The organism is Methylomarinum vadi (assembly GCF_000733935.1).
Lineage (GTDB): Bacteria > Pseudomonadota > Gammaproteobacteria > Methylococcales > Methylomonadaceae > Methylomarinum > Methylomarinum vadi.
Genome location: NZ_JPON01000001.1, coordinates 3332041 through 3346258, shown reverse-complemented (window position 1 = coordinate 3346258; position 14218 = coordinate 3332041). Strand labels below are relative to the sequence as shown.

At 50.7% G+C, this 14218-nt stretch carries 10 protein-coding genes and 1 pseudogene; 7 read left to right on the top strand and 4 right to left on the bottom strand.

Annotated elements, in window-relative coordinates:
• Positions 1–113: 113 nt before the first annotated feature.
• The 3 genes from EP25_RS0116660 to EP25_RS0116650 form a co-directional block, all read right to left on the bottom strand.
• Positions 114–353: a hypothetical protein gene (locus tag EP25_RS0116660; protein WP_031434944.1), complete on the bottom strand. Its 240-nt coding sequence runs from the start codon at positions 351–353 to the stop codon at positions 114–116.
• A gap of 99 nt (positions 354–452) precedes the next feature.
• Positions 453–3875, bottom strand: coding sequence for a thrombospondin type 3 repeat-containing protein (locus EP25_RS0116655; RefSeq protein ID WP_152555672.1), 3423 nt, complete (start codon positions 3873–3875; stop codon positions 453–455).
• Between the two features lie 89 nt (positions 3876–3964).
• Positions 3965–4543 (bottom strand): PEP-CTERM sorting domain-containing protein, encoded by a 579-nt coding sequence (locus EP25_RS0116650; protein ID WP_031434942.1) that lies wholly within the window; start codon positions 4541–4543, stop codon positions 3965–3967.
• A gap of 464 nt (positions 4544–5007) precedes the next feature.
• Between EP25_RS0116650 and EP25_RS0116645 the strand changes: the two genes are divergently transcribed.
• Both EP25_RS0116645 and EP25_RS0116640 read left to right on the top strand, forming a co-directional pair.
• Entirely contained in the window at positions 5008–5745 is a 738-nt protein-coding gene (locus EP25_RS0116645) for a DsbA family protein (protein WP_160172745.1), read from the top strand.
• Positions 5746–5855: 110 nt separating this feature from the next.
• Positions 5856–6827 (top strand): 2-hydroxyacid dehydrogenase, encoded by a 972-nt coding sequence (locus EP25_RS0116640; protein ID WP_031434940.1) that lies wholly within the window; start codon positions 5856–5858, stop codon positions 6825–6827.
• Between the two features lie 91 nt (positions 6828–6918).
• Here the strand turns inward: EP25_RS0116640 and EP25_RS22080 are convergent.
• Positions 6919–7895: pseudogene (locus EP25_RS22080) on the bottom strand (malate dehydrogenase).
• 259 nt (positions 7896–8154) lie between these two features.
• Here EP25_RS22080 and EP25_RS0116630 point away from each other — a divergent pair.
• The 5 genes from EP25_RS0116630 to EP25_RS0116610 all read left to right on the top strand — a co-directional run bounded on the left by EP25_RS0116630 (position 8155) and on the right by EP25_RS0116610 (position 14163).
• Positions 8155–9012 carry an NADP-dependent methylenetetrahydromethanopterin/methylenetetrahydrofolate dehydrogenase gene (locus EP25_RS0116630; protein WP_031434939.1) on the top strand — a complete coding sequence of 286 codons (858 nt, stop codon included), beginning with the start codon at positions 8155–8157 and terminating at the stop codon, positions 9010–9012.
• A gap of 15 nt (positions 9013–9027) precedes the next feature.
• Positions 9028–10389, top strand: coding sequence for a glycerate kinase type-2 family protein (locus tag EP25_RS0116625; protein ID WP_031434938.1), 1362 nt, complete (start codon positions 9028–9030; stop codon positions 10387–10389).
• Between the two features lie 23 nt (positions 10390–10412).
• Complete coding sequence (glyA, locus tag EP25_RS0116620; RefSeq protein WP_031434937.1) at positions 10413–11672, top strand: serine hydroxymethyltransferase; 1260 nt, start codon at positions 10413–10415, stop codon at positions 11670–11672.
• A gap of 95 nt (positions 11673–11767) precedes the next feature.
• Positions 11768–13441 (top strand): formate--tetrahydrofolate ligase, encoded by a 1674-nt coding sequence (locus EP25_RS0116615; protein WP_031434936.1) that lies wholly within the window; start codon positions 11768–11770, stop codon positions 13439–13441.
• Between the two features lie 131 nt (positions 13442–13572).
• The gene (locus EP25_RS0116610) at positions 13573–14163 is read left to right on the top strand and encodes a hypothetical protein (protein WP_031434935.1); all 591 of its coding nucleotides are present in this window, start codon (positions 13573–13575) and stop codon (positions 14161–14163) included.
• Positions 14164–14218: the final 55 nt, after the last annotated feature.

Genomic DNA, 14218 nt, shown 5'->3' with positions numbered 1-14218 from the left:
CCTCCCAGCGCACGACCTGCCACGGGAGAACAAGCAAAGGCGATGCCGTTATCCACGGCATCGCCTTTTTACTTTGGTTTAGCGAGAAAAATATCAAAAGTTCTCAGCAAGCATTACCGCTGCTGAGTCTTTTCTTTCAGCTGTTGAGCCCTCATCGATCTTACAGCCGCATCCCGATCAGCTTTGATCTTTTTTCTTTGTTCCAATATTAATTGACGTTTTTGCTCTCTTTGCTGCTGAACCATTTCGTCTGAAATCGAACTTGGAGCGGGCACGCTAGATTCAGCCACGACAACACTACCAAAAAAGCACAAGACCAGCCCGGATAGCAAGGATTGATAACCACGTTTCATGTTTAACCTCTATTAAAATTTAAACTACTTTTTGTATTGAATACAACAAAGAGGGAGATCATTAAATGCGCCTCCCTCTAATGCTTTTATCGAAGGCCGTTAGAAATTCAGATACTCATATTGAGGGTCGAAGAATGGCCTGTCTATCCGAATTTCACGAGGACTACCGTCGGTTGACCGGCAGTTATCGATGTAATAATAATTCCACCAATATGAAAAATTACTATCGGTAAACTCAAAACTTCCTGGTCTAACACCGTTAAACAAGTAGTTACCCTCAGCATCTGTTGACGTTTGCAAATAACCATCAAAGTATGCCGGACTCCAAGCGTAATTGTACGCTCCGATCAACATACCCGGAGATTCGGGCTGCCCCAAGCTATTGAAGGCCGTACCAACGACGTTACAAGTATCCGGCCCACCAATATCGATAAAGACAGGCTGATCCTTGACTTTCACATTGCCTCGCCCCCAACCATAGTAAGTTTGAGCCTCACTAGAGATGTTCGCATAAACGTATCCCAGCGGCATGATAGCGGTAAACTCACCTTGCTCGTCTGTCGTGCCAGAGTTTTCGACTCTTCCAGCTGAGCCACTATAACCGTTGAGCGTGACTTCAACACCGGATAATGGCACTCCTTGGTCGTCAAAAATCTTGACGGTCACCGGAGCCGATGCATCACCGATGTCTTGGGTGACACCTTCGGTACTCAGCAGTTGATAATCCGAGTACCACCAGTTTTGGTAATTGCTATCGTACGCCATAATGTCACCTTGACCAAGTGGCATCCAATACGGGCCGTAAGATGACTGATCAAGATTTCCAACCTCAAATGACTCACCGCTGTTCCCACTCCAAGAAGACAAGTACAAGTTATTGAATGAACTTCCTGCCGGTGGATAAAGGTTACCGCTAATCGGAGCCCAAACAGTCGGCAGCCTTATATCATACTGGCAAAGCGTGCTGGAATCGGGTTGTACCGAACAAATATTGTTTTGATAATAGTTGTAGTTATCAATGTATTCGTCATGGGTCATCGCCTGGTTTTGATAATCATACGAAACCCAAAACTGACCCAACGACGGATAATAAATACCGTCACCTTGATAAGCACAAGCGGTCAGATCGATATCGAAATGGTAATTCCCATCTTGATCCGTCTCATTATCTTGATTGATATCAGTACATTGGTAGTTATAATACTGAATGGACGTATTCGCCATTGGTAGTCCGTCAGTTCCATACAACACACCTTGCACGGTATATTGAAAGCTATTAGCGATATACACCCACCGATCCGCACTGGCGCTGACGCCATCCGCATCGGTCGCCGTCAAGGTGATACGACAAGACTCATACAGATAATCCAGCGTATCTGGCGCGGTAAATGTTGCATTGAACACACTACCTGAAACGCCGCCATCGGATGTGGGTGAAATCGATCCTCCACCGCTCTGCGAATACCAGCCGCATTCGGTCTCCCATGTAATTGACACATTACCACTACCTTCAGGGTCAATGACCGACGCGGACACAGCAGTCGTAGCGCCAGGCATAAGATTCGCTTGCCCGACAGTAAAATCGCTAATCAGAGGCGGATAATTAATATCGGACGACAGCGGCAAAATACCATCCGCCGAGCCTCCGTCAAGATAGTCGAGAAACTGGCAATTTTGAACGTCAGTATTGTTCAAACAACTACCATTGGCTTCCGGATTGTCGAATACCGTGGCTTGGCTTTGATCCTGACTCAGGCTGTAAGTCCCGTCACCATCCCTGACCAAATAAAACTTACCACCGCCGATTTCCGCAAACACACGGATTTGTTCCGGATTATTGACATCGGTGGTCCGTTTGACGGTCAGCGAATCAATGGTTCCCGGTGCAGGTGGGACCGGATCGTTAGTGTCAGTGTTACACGCCCGCTCTGGCGATAATCCATTATAGGTAACGCCTTCGGCCTGCCAGTCCAGATTCGCGTACAATCTGTCGCCGGTAGACTCATCGATAAAATCGAATTTGAAGCAGGAATGCGTAGTCACAGGTTGGTCATAGTTCCACCAAGTGAAGTGGGTTACATTACCGCATATCATCAATTGACCATTGCGGTCTGCCACCACGCCTTGCCCCTCTTCTTTCCATAAGCCGGCCGCTTCGTCATACCACCAAAGAGGAATCGTATCGCCCACAGCTAAACCAGGAGTGGCTTTCATACAAACTTCTGCGTTTCCGCCCAGCTCGTGAATCGGATTGCCATCTTGATCCTCGAGATCAAACTCCATCATACCAAAGCTTTCCAATGGCACGACCTCATTGGGGTTTGCTCCTTCTGGCAAAGCAAGAAGATCACCGCCTGGAGCAGACTGCAGATCATCAGTAGTCGGATCGAGATAAGTTACGCTACCGGTTACTGTGCTAACCCCTACCGGGAGAGCATCCACCGGTATTGTCAAAGAACCAACCGGATCACCGCCTTTGTTGATTTCTACACCTTGGGTAACATCTTCTTGCTCGGAAATTGTGTCCGAAACCGGCTGAAGATTAATACTCATGTCATAGCTGGTTCTCCCGGGTTCAACTACAACTTTGGCGTAACCACTGGAGAATCCTGTGGCAGTCACCTCGATAGGAAAAAAGTCGTTCAAATTATCGTTAGCTAACTCGGAAGAACCAACGTCTGCCGTAAACTGACCGATATCGTTGGAAACCGTCGTTACCGAATTCAAACCGATTTTAATGGAAGCACCACTTAATGAAGAACCAGCTCCGAAAACTTGACCGTTAATAGTAATGCAAGAATTGGTTGCATCGTTTGGACACATATCTTCAGCAGCGCAAATGCCATCACCATCGGCATCGTTACCCGCATCATTCGGGCACACATCTTCGGCGGCACAAATGCCATCGCCATCGGCATCGTTACCCGCATCATTAGGACACACATCTTCGGCAGCACAAATACCATCGCCATCGACATCGTTACCCGCATCATTCGGGCACACATCTTCAGCGGCACAAATGCCATCGCCATCGACATCATTGCCTGGATCTAGTGGACAAATATCCGTCTCGTCTGGAATTCCATCGCCGTCTGTATCGACTACCGACTCAACTAGCTTCTGTACAACCACGGTATAGGCAAATGCCCCCCTTTTTATCGCAAAATCGATGCGGATCGCATCGCCGATTTCACCGTCAGCTAATGAATCGCCTTGCGCCAATGCATTAAAAAAAGGGTAACCGGATTCGTCTGTGCCATCTGCATTTAGCACCGTATGTGTCGAACTAGTGACGACCAATCTCAGTGGCCCAGAAATATCCGATCCACTATCATTGTGTATTTTGTTGTAGGTATAGTAACCGACGCCCCGGGCATAAAAACGGTCACTTTGTTCGACAGAAACACCATCGACATTTTCCCAAGTCTCAAGGGGGCCAACTTGAGCATACGCCATATGGCTAAACACTGTATATAACAGCATAATTAGCAACGCCCTAGCCAAGCCGCTAATTTGCTGCATCGCTAATTTTCTTTTTAGACTTATCATGTTGCCATTCTCCTAAACGAAAAAACTTCCGTTATTAGTTTATTGAAAACAAAAGGAATTTCTCAAAAAAATTTACGCCTAAGGGCAATCAATCCCGTACCGATTAATACCAAAATCGGAGGTTCGGGTACTGCAGCGGCTTTTTCTGTAATAACAATATTGTGTACTTGAAGAAAATCAGGAACGGCACCAGCATTGTCTTGTATTCCAAACGAAATTGAAGCACTTTGTCCTGCCCAAGCAGTAACATCAAAAGTCCCACCATCGAGCAGGTCGAGGGTCAGCAATGTACCGGTCGGATCTTCGAGTTGCGCAAAAGCTATATCAGCTAAATTATCTGTAGATATAGTTAGTCCAAGACTCAATTCCAAAGTATTACCGACCGCAACTGATTGAAAGGAAAAGTCCTGGTACAATGCAACGCTCCATATTCCATCTTCAAAATACGATGTAGTTAACTGAGCTCCGTCGCTTATCTCTCCGTAATTGTTCGTATTAGATGCAGGATTAACTGTTACATATCCGTTTGTATCATCATAAACTTGGCCTTGCCAACCATTGAATCCATCGGAAAAATTGCCATTTTGCAATGCCGCTAAAGACGATGTACTCCATAACACGGCAGCTGCCGACAAAGCCATCAGTCTGAAATAAGCCTTCTGTTTTCTTTTTTTCTCATAACAACCTCCTTAGCAAAAACAACTAACTAGCAAGATCAGCTCCAATATGTTTTAATTATTTTTATTTCAAATACTTACATAATATACAGATAACTATAAATGTTAGCACTGTAAAAATGAGTGACATAATTTCACATCCTTTCCAAGCCCCCTTCACCCTTTAAATTTCTTATGCTTTCAAAGAGTTAATCATATCTGAATAAAAAATTGCCGACACCAACAGAGTTCATAGATAACTTGTAAATAAACCTGACACAAACCCTGATGCGCACTAATTCCTTCATCTTGCCCATCGGTTAGTGGTTATGTGAAACTAACAATTTCTTTCCTACTACAGATTCGAGTCACCGCTACTAAAGATGCTAAATAAAATCTATATTTTCGTATTCCTGGGAGCAGTATTTGCCACTTCATCTTCGCTAGCTATGAATGAGATGGATCGCGAGTTATTAAAAAAAGAAATCATCCAGGAGTTCTTACAAAGCCACAGTCTGAAAGAAATAATTCGCGAAGAAATAAAGTCGGCGGAGCAGGAAAAAAAGGCAAATAAAGAAAAATTACAACGGCAAAAAAAAGCGGCGTTTCTAAACCGTATTCAAAGTCAATTACGTGAAATAGATCCAAACCAAGATAGAATTTTTGGAAAACCCTCTGCTCTCATCAGCATTATCGAGTTTTCCGATTTTGAATGTCCCTATTGCCGAAAAATTCATCCTATCTTAAAACGGATAGTCAATGACTCTGACGGCTCTATAAATTGGGTATTTAGACATTTTCCTTTATCTTTTCACAAACCCAATGCCTTGAAAGAAGCCCAAGCAGCGGAATGCGCTGCTAATCAAGGAAATTCACAGACTTTCTGGAAATTTACCGACGCACTTTTCATGCAACCCAGACGAGGCAAACAACAACGGGAACAGTTGATAAAAAATGCGGCGGAAAAAATCGGAATCAGTTATGAAGAACTACAAAAATGCATAACAGCCAATATTTTCCTAAAGAAAATCATAGACGATGAGAACGAAGCGATAAAACTTGGATTAAAAGGCACCCCGGTAAACTTAATAATTAACCATAAAACCAATGAAATATTTCTTCGCCAAGGCTCAGCTACCTTACAAACATTGCAACAAGATATAAAACGATTGGAAAATAACAACTAACTAGAACATCATCCTCAAAATAGAGACTCAGTTTTACAAGCTGTTCATTCTGGCAAACAAAAAAATGGTATATTCCGCGCATTGTAACTAGCAATGGTAGCACTCGTCTCATGAGCAAACCCAAGGTTCTGGTCACCCGCAAATGGCCTGCTTCGGTTGAAGAAAAACTGAAGTCGCTTTATGACGTCACATTGAATAAGGACGACCGGCCGCTGTCGACCGACGAATTGAAACAGGCATTGCGCGATTACGATGCGGTATGCCCGGCCGTCTGCGACGCGTTGCCGGCCGCAGTGATCAATGTCGCCGATAAGCGCTGTAGGATCCTGGCCAACTTCGGCGTCGGCTTCAACCATATCGATATCGAGGCGGCCAAGCAGCAAGGCCTGGCAGTCACCAATACGCCCGGCGTACTGACCGAAAGCACGGCCGATATCGCGATGACATTGTTATTGATGTCGGCGCGGCGCGGCGCCGAAGGAGACCGGCTGGTTCGCTCGAAACAATGGAGCGGCTGGTGCCCGACCCAAATGATGAGCAGCGATGTGACCGGAGCGACCCTGGGCCTGATCGGTTTCGGCCGCATCGCCCAAGCGATGGCGCGAAAAGCCCATCATGGTTTCGGCATGAAAATCCTCTATTTCAAACCCAGCCCGGCCGACCAGACGATCGTCGACGAATTGAAGGCGATACGCTGCGACAACGTCGAAGAATTGCTGCGCCAATCCGATTATGTATCGTTGCACTGCCCAGGCGGGGCCGCCACGTATCATCTGATCGACGCCGATATGCTGAAACTGATGAAGCCGACCGCACATCTGATCAACACGGCCCGTGGCGACGTCGTCGACAGCAAAGCCTTGATCCAAGCCTTGCGGGAAAAACGCATTGCCGGTGCCGGCCTGGATGTTTACGAAGGCGAACCGAATGTCGATGAAGGGTTTCTGGCATTGGACAATGTGTCACTGTTGCCGCATCTCGGCAGCGCAACGATTGCGACCAGAACGGCGATGGGAGAAAAGGTATTGGCGAATTTGGCGGCTTTTTTTGCCGGAAGGGACTTACCGGATCGGGTGGCATAAATTAGCTCGTAGATTGCATGAAGAATCGCGGAATGCGGGACCTCAACCCCACGCCATCCCGGATTCCGCTACGCTGCATCCAGGCTACGAATTAAAGCAATTGCCTGACGGCATTGCGTTCTTCCTTTAATTCGGCCTCGGTAACATCCATTCTTTCTCGGCTGAAGGAATTGATTTCCAGCCCGCGCACGATACTGATTTCACCATTTTTGACGGTCACCGGATAGGAATAGAACAAGCCTTCCTCGATGCCGTAGCTGCCATCGGAAGGTAGCGCCATGCTGACCCAGTCGCCTTCCTCGGTGCCGCGGGCCCAGGCTTTCATGTGATTGATTGCGGCATTCGCGGCGGAGGCCGCACTGGATTGCCCTCTAGCCTTGATGATCGCGGCGCCGCGCTGCTGCACGGTGGGAATAAAGTCATTGACGAACCAGTCCTTGCCTACCAAAGACAAGGCATCCTGCCCTTTTACCGTGGCGTGATGCAAATCGGGATATTGGGTGGAGGAATGATTGCCCCAGACGACGACATGCTTGACGTCTTTTGAACGTACGCCGCATTTTTCCGCCAGTTGACTAATGGCCCGGTTATGATCCAGCATCGTCATCGCGGTAAAACACTCCGGCGCCAGGTCGGGAGCGTTGCTCATCGCAATCAAGGCATTGGTATTGGCCGGATTACCGGTCACCAGTATCTTAACCTTGCGACTGGCGACCTCGTTCAGCGCCCTGCCCTGCACGGCAAAAATTTCGGCATTGCATTCCAGCAGGTCGCGCCGCTCCATGCCGGGACCGCGGGGCTTGGCCCCCACCAAAAAAGCATAATCGACATTGTCGAAGGCGACTTTAGGATCGGATGTCACAATCACTTTCTGCAGCAAGGGATAGGCGCAATCGTTCAATTCCATCAGCACCCCTTTCAACGCATCCATTGCCGCAGGCACTTCCAGCAACCGCAATACAAACGGTTGATCCGGCCCCAAAAAAGCCCCCCAGCCAAACGAAACAGCAACGAATAGCTAATCTGTCCAGCCGCACCTGTCACAGTGATATCAACCGGTGTTTTCATTTGTTATCCTTCTTTTTTCAGTCAATAACTTATTGCTTACTCAGTCCCGCGTCAGAAAACAACCCATCACATTCCTCCAGCCCGACCAAACTTACGCAATATCGATTCGGCGAATCAATATGACACAATACGTTTTGCCAGACAATAGCGGATGTTTTGCCGTTAACGCCGGTATAAGCGCCACACTCAATATACTGTATAATAGATAGCTTTTAAAATCAGACTAGTTTTACCCTAGATACTTTCTACGGAAACATTAATGAAAAAATTGTTATTCCAATTCGACACCGATACCCACCCCGCCAGTTTCGATACGGTGGTGGCTTATGACGGTGGCGCGGATCACGTTATTGCCCACGGTGGCGTGACCCCGGAAAACGTCAAGGCCCTGGTGGAAGGAACAATTTTTACCCGTGCGCCCAAGGACAAAAAAAACACCGCCATTTTCGTCGGCGGCAGCGATATGGCGGCCGGCCAACGACTCTTCAATGCCATACGCCAGCATTTTTTCCTCGGGTTTCGGGTCTCTCTGATGCTGGACAGTAACGGCAGCAACACCACGGCCGCCGCCGCCATCGCCAAGCTGGCCAGCAGCGGCAACCTGCAAGGCAAGAAGGCGGTCATTTTGGCCGGCACCGGCCCGGTCGGACAACGCGCGGCCGTCATGCTGGCCCAGGAAGGCGCCCAGGTCTCGATCACCTCGCGCCATATATTCAATGCCGAACAAGCCTGCTTCGCCATGAAGGAACGTTTCGGCGTTGATTTGACCGCTATCGAAGCCGCCGACATGGATGCGCGCGCCGAAGCGGTCCAGGACGCCAATATCGTCTTTGCCACCGGCGCCGCCGGCATTCAGCTGTTGCAGCCGGAACATTGGCAAAACAACCCGAACATCGAAATGATGGCCGACGCCAACGCCACGCCGCCGCTGGGTATCGGCGGAACCGACATGATGGACAAAGGCACCGATCGTCACGGCAAGATCATCTGGGGAGCGATCGGTTTCGGCACCTTGAAACTCGCCCTGCATCGCGCCTGCATCGCCAAATTGTTCGAGGCCAACGATCAAATCTTAGATGCCGAGCAAATTTTCAAACTGGCAAAAGAGATGGCCTAAGCCGCCAAAACAGACATGAACGATCGTATCTTAGCCTTGCGCGACGATGCCGCGAACATATTCCAAGCCGGTATCAAGGCGGCGGACCCTTTTCAAGCGGTCTGCCGCTGTTTAGCTGCCGACGAGGATCATCTCGAGATAGGCTTGGACCCCGCTAATCCGGAAAGGAAAAGACAAGGCCGATGGAATAAAATACACGTAATCGCTTTCGGCAAGGCCGCTTGCGCGATGGCCAACGCGACAAGAGAGATCATACCGGTGCATTTGCTGGCCGAGCCGGGTATCGTGGTCACCAATTACGAAAACGCGGTTCCGGCCGCTGACATGCGGGTCATGGCTGCGGGCCACCCCTTACCCGACCCGGCCGGACTCGAAGCCGCGGCGGCGGTAGCGGAAAGAGTCGCCCAAGCGCAAGAGAACGAGCTGGTATTGGTACTGGTTTCCGGCGGCGGCTCGGCCTTACTGCCCTATCCGGTCGAAGGCGTCAACCTGGCCGACAAGATCGCGACCACCGATTTGCTGTTGGCCAGCGGCGCCTCGATCAACCAAATCAACTGCGTACGCAAACACTTGTCCCGCTTGAAGGGCGGCGGTTTGGCCAAACTGGCGGCGCCCGCCGACTTGCATGCACTGATCCTGTCCGACGTGCTCGGCGACGATTTAAGCGCCATCGCCAGCGGCCCGACAGTAGCGGACGATACCCGATTTAACGACGCAGTGGCCGTACTGCGCAGTAAAAACATTTGGGACAAGATTCCTTCATCGGTACGCGAACACTTGGAAAAAGGCTGCCGAGGAGAAGTCGAGGAAACCCCAAAAAGCGGCGACCCGATATTCAAGACAAGCGGACACACCCTGATCGGCAGTAACCGGATCAGCGTCGACGCCGCAATGCGGATGGCGCAACAATTAAATTATGACGCCATGCTTTATAACGATCATCTCAGCGGCGAAGCCCGCGAGGTTGCGGAACAACTGGTATTGCATGCCAAAGACTTGCAACAACGAGGCTTGCGCCAGGCGACAGCGTTATTGGCTGGCGGCGAAACCACCGTTACGTTGAAAGGGAGCGGCCGCGGCGGCCGCAATCAGGAAATGGCGCTCGCCTTCGCGCTGGCCGCCGAAAAACACCGCTTGCCAGGCCGCTGGGTTTTTTTAAGCGGCGGCACCGATGGCCGCGACGGCCCCACCGATGCAGCCGGCGGCCTGGTCGATCCCGGCACGGTCGGCCGTATTGCCGAGCCCGCCGCCTTGTTGGAAAATAACGATTCTTATCGGGCATTAACTCAATCACAGGATTTATTGGATACTGGCGCAACCGGCACCAACGTCGCCGACTTACAGGTATTGCTGATCCAACCTCTATCTTCAAGCTAAAAATTTCCAATTAGGAGAACCCTATGTTTAAACAATCCATGTCAATTGCCGGCTTTGATGACGAGCTATACCAAGCGATAGAAGAAGAGCGTCAACGCCAGGAAGACCATATTGAATTGATTGCCTCGGAAAACTACACCAGTCCTCGGGTCATGGAAGCCCAGGGCACGCTGCTGACCAATAAATACGCCGAAGGCTACCCCGGCAAACGTTATTACGGCGGTTGCGAATATGTCGACAAGGTCGAACATCTGGCCATCGAGCGCGCCAAGGAACTGTTCGGCGCCGATTACGCCAACGTGCAGCCTCACTCCGGTTCACAGGCCAATATGGCGGTATTCATGGCCTTGATCCAACCGGGCGACACCATTCTGGGCCTGAGCCTGGCCGACGGCGGCCATTTGACCCATGGCGCCAAACCGAATTTTTCCGGCAAAATCTATAACGCCGTTCAATACGGTTTGAATCCCGAAACCGGCGAAATCGATTACGACCAGGTCGAGGCCTTGGCCCTGGAACACAAACCGAAAGTCATCGTCGCCGGTTTTTCCGCTTACTCGCGCATCTGGGATTGGCAACGCTTCCGCGACATCGCCGACCAAGTCGGCGCCTATCTGTTCGTCGACATGGCCCATGTCGCCGGTTTGGTCGCGGCAGGCCTGTATCCGAATCCGGTGCCGATCGCCGACGTTGTCACCAGCACCACGCATAAATCCCTGCGCGGCCCGCGTGGCGGTCTGATCCTATGCAAAAGCAACCCCGAATTGGAAAAGAAATTCAATTCCAATATTTTCCCGGGAATCCAGGGCGGACCGCTAATGCACGTCATCGCCGCCAAGGCGGTCGCCTTCAAGGAAGCAATGACGCCGGAATTCAAGACCTATCAACAGCAGGTAATCAATAACGCCCAGGCGATGGCCGAAGTGTTCATCAATCGCGGCTTCGACGTGGTTTCCGGCGGCACCGACAATCACCTTATGCTGGTTTCCCTGATCAAAAAAGGCATTACCGGTAAGGCCGCCGACGAAGCGCTCGGCCGGGCCCATATCACGGTCAATAAAAACGCCGTGCCAAACGACCCCGAATCGCCGTTCGTTACCAGCGGCATCCGCGTCGGCACCCCCGCGCCAACCACGCGTGGCTTTAAGGAAGACCAAATGCGCGAGATCGCCGGTCTGATGTGCGACGTGATGGAAAACATGAACGATGACGGCGTGATCGACATGGTCCGCGAAAAAGTCAAAGCGCTGTGTTCCCGTTTTCCGGTCTACAGAGCCGACTAACAACTTGTTATCATCCGCATTAAAACAGCCTGCTCTGTTTCGCTACAGGGCGGGCTTTTTGTTTTTAGAATTTACTGTTACTTTAGGAGACTCGAATGTCTGATATCGAAATCGCGCAACAAGCCAAGATGCGACCCATCATTGGTCTTGCTGAGGAAAAACTGGGCATTCCTGCAGAACATCTCGACCCTTACGGCCATTACAAGGCCAAACTATCGCTGGAATACCTGAATTCATTAAACGACCAACAAGACGGCAAACTGATTTTAGTCACTGCGATCAGCCCGACGCCTGCCGGCGAAGGCAAGACCACGACCACGGTGGGTCTCGGCGACGCCTTAAACCGTCTCGGCAAAAAAACCATCATCTGCTTGCGCGAACCTTCGTTGGGCCCTTGCTTCGGCATGAAAGGCGGTGCGGCCGGCGGCGGCTATTCCCAGGTCGTACCGATGGAGGATATCAACCTGCATTTCACTGGCGACTTCCACGCCATCGGCGTCGCCCATAACTTGCTGTCGGCGATGATCGACAACCACATCAATCACGGCAACGAACTGGGCATCGACCCCAGGCGCATCACCTGGAAACGCGTCGTCGACATGAACGACCGCGCGCTGAGAAAGATCACCGTCGGCCAGGGCGGACCGGCCAACGGCTATTTGCGCGAAGACGGCTACGACATCGTCGTCGCTTCGGAAATTATGGCGATTTTATGTTTGGCCACCAGCCGCGCCGATTTAAAGGAACGCCTCGGCCGCATCGTCATCGGTTATAAATCCGACCGAGTGACCCCGATCTACGCGCGCGACCTGAAGGCTCACGGCGCAATGGCTGCGCTGTTGAAAGAGGCAATCAAACCGAACCTGGTACAAACCCTGGAAAACAATATCGCTATCATCCACGGCGGCCCGTTCGCCAATATCGCCCACGGCTGTAACACCGTCACCGCGACCAAGACCGCCTTGAAACTGGCCGATTACGCCATCACCGAGGCCGGCTTCGGCGCCGACCTGGGCGCGGAGAAATTCCTCGACATCAAATGCCGCATGTCCGGCTTGAAACCGTCAGCCGTTGTACTGGTCGCGACGGTTCGGGCGCTTAAATATCACGGCGGCGTCGCCCGGGAAGACTTGAATAACGAGAATCTGGAAGCCCTGCAACAAGGTTTCGCCAATCTCGAACGCCACGTCCACAACGTCACGCAAAACTACGGCCTGCCTTGCGTGATCTGCCTGAATCATTTCACCTTCGACACGGAAGCGGAGATCGCCTTGCTGCAGGAAAAATGCGCAGCATTGGGCGTCAAATGCGTGGTTTCCAAACATTGGGCCAAGGGCGGTGCCGGGGCCGAGGAACTGGCTAAGGAAGTGTTGGACATCGTCGACCAGCGCGAACCCGCTTTCAACTATGTTTATGACGACGACATGCCGCTTTGGGACAAGATCGAAACGATCGCCACCAAGTTATACGGCGCGGCCGGCATCACGGCCAGTCCCAAAGTCAAAAACGAAATCAAGATGTTGCAACAAATCTACGGCCGTTTCCCGGTCTGCATGGCCAAGACACAAATGTCATTTTCCACCGACCCGGCCGCCAAGGGCGCGCCGTCCGGCCATACCGTCGAAATCAGCGAAGTCAGACTGGCCAACGGCGCTGGTTTTATCGTCGCCATCGCCGGCGACATGATGACCATGCCGGGCCTGCCTAAATCGCCGGCCGCCGAACGCATCGACATCACCGACGACGGCGTCATTACCGGCCTGTTTTAAGCCTGCCTTGCCTCTTAGCGGCATACCCTGCCGCAGGCAATCCTAGCCTCCTTTTCTTGCGGAAAGAATTGGAGGCTTTTTAATGCCCGATTGTTTACAATGAAGAACCAATCCTAAATCCGGAGTCATAAATGAACTCTAGCATCGATGAATTACTCGGCAAGATTAAGACTCTGGAACAGGAGCTGATCGAGCAAATCCAGGATCAGCACCAAGAATTTGCCTATGAAATCCGCAAAAAACGCATTTTCTTCGAACGAAAAGTCATACTGCAACAGAAACGCTATCTGCAGCAATTACTGGATTACCTGCGTGAAGCGCCTTTAAAACACATCCTCAGCGCCCCGATCATCTGGTCGGTACTACCGGCGGCGCTCTTTCTGGACCTGGTGGTCAGCCTTTACCAGGCCACCTGTTTCCCGATTTACGGCATTCCCAAAGTCAAACGTAGCGAGTATATCGTCTTTGACCGTCAATTTCTGAATTACCTGAACCTGATCGAAAAATTCAATTGCGCCTACTGCAGCTATTTCAACGGCGTCATCGCCTATATCCAAGAAATCGCCGCCCGCACCGAACAATTCTGGTGTCCGATCAAACACGCCCGCCGCATCAGCATGCTGCACAGCCGTTATCGCTATTTTCTGTCCTATGGCGACGCCAAGTCCTACCGTAACGACAAAGAACAAATCCGGCGTAATTTTGAAGACTTAATTAATTGATATTGTGGCTCAAATTCGATCAGGCAATTTCTAATTTGATCACAATCACGTCGTA

Excerpts from the sequence above, each read along its gene's own strand:
- EP25_RS0116655 (WP_152555672.1), bottom strand. The coding sequence starts at position 3,875 with ATGCAGCAAATTAGCGGCTTGGCTAGGGCGTTGCTAATTATGCTGTTA.
- EP25_RS0116645 (WP_160172745.1), top strand. The coding sequence starts at position 5,008 with ATGAATGAGATGGATCGCGAGTTATTAAAAAAAGAAATCATCCAGGAG.
- glyA (WP_031434937.1), top strand. The coding sequence starts at position 10,413 with ATGTTTAAACAATCCATGTCAATTGCCGGCTTTGATGACGAGCTATAC.
- EP25_RS0116650 (WP_031434942.1), bottom strand. The coding sequence starts at position 4,543 with ATGGCTTTGTCGGCAGCTGCCGTGTTATGGAGTACATCGTCTTTAGCG.
- EP25_RS0116640 (WP_031434940.1), top strand. The coding sequence starts at position 5,856 with ATGAGCAAACCCAAGGTTCTGGTCACCCGCAAATGGCCTGCTTCGGTT.
- EP25_RS0116615 (WP_031434936.1), top strand. The coding sequence starts at position 11,768 with ATGTCTGATATCGAAATCGCGCAACAAGCCAAGATGCGACCCATCATT.
- EP25_RS0116625 (WP_031434938.1), top strand. The coding sequence starts at position 9,028 with ATGAACGATCGTATCTTAGCCTTGCGCGACGATGCCGCGAACATATTC.
- EP25_RS0116660 (WP_031434944.1), bottom strand. The coding sequence starts at position 353 with ATGAAACGTGGTTATCAATCCTTGCTATCCGGGCTGGTCTTGTGCTTT.
- EP25_RS0116610 (WP_031434935.1), top strand. The coding sequence starts at position 13,573 with ATGAACTCTAGCATCGATGAATTACTCGGCAAGATTAAGACTCTGGAA.
- EP25_RS0116630 (WP_031434939.1), top strand. The coding sequence starts at position 8,155 with ATGAAAAAATTGTTATTCCAATTCGACACCGATACCCACCCCGCCAGT.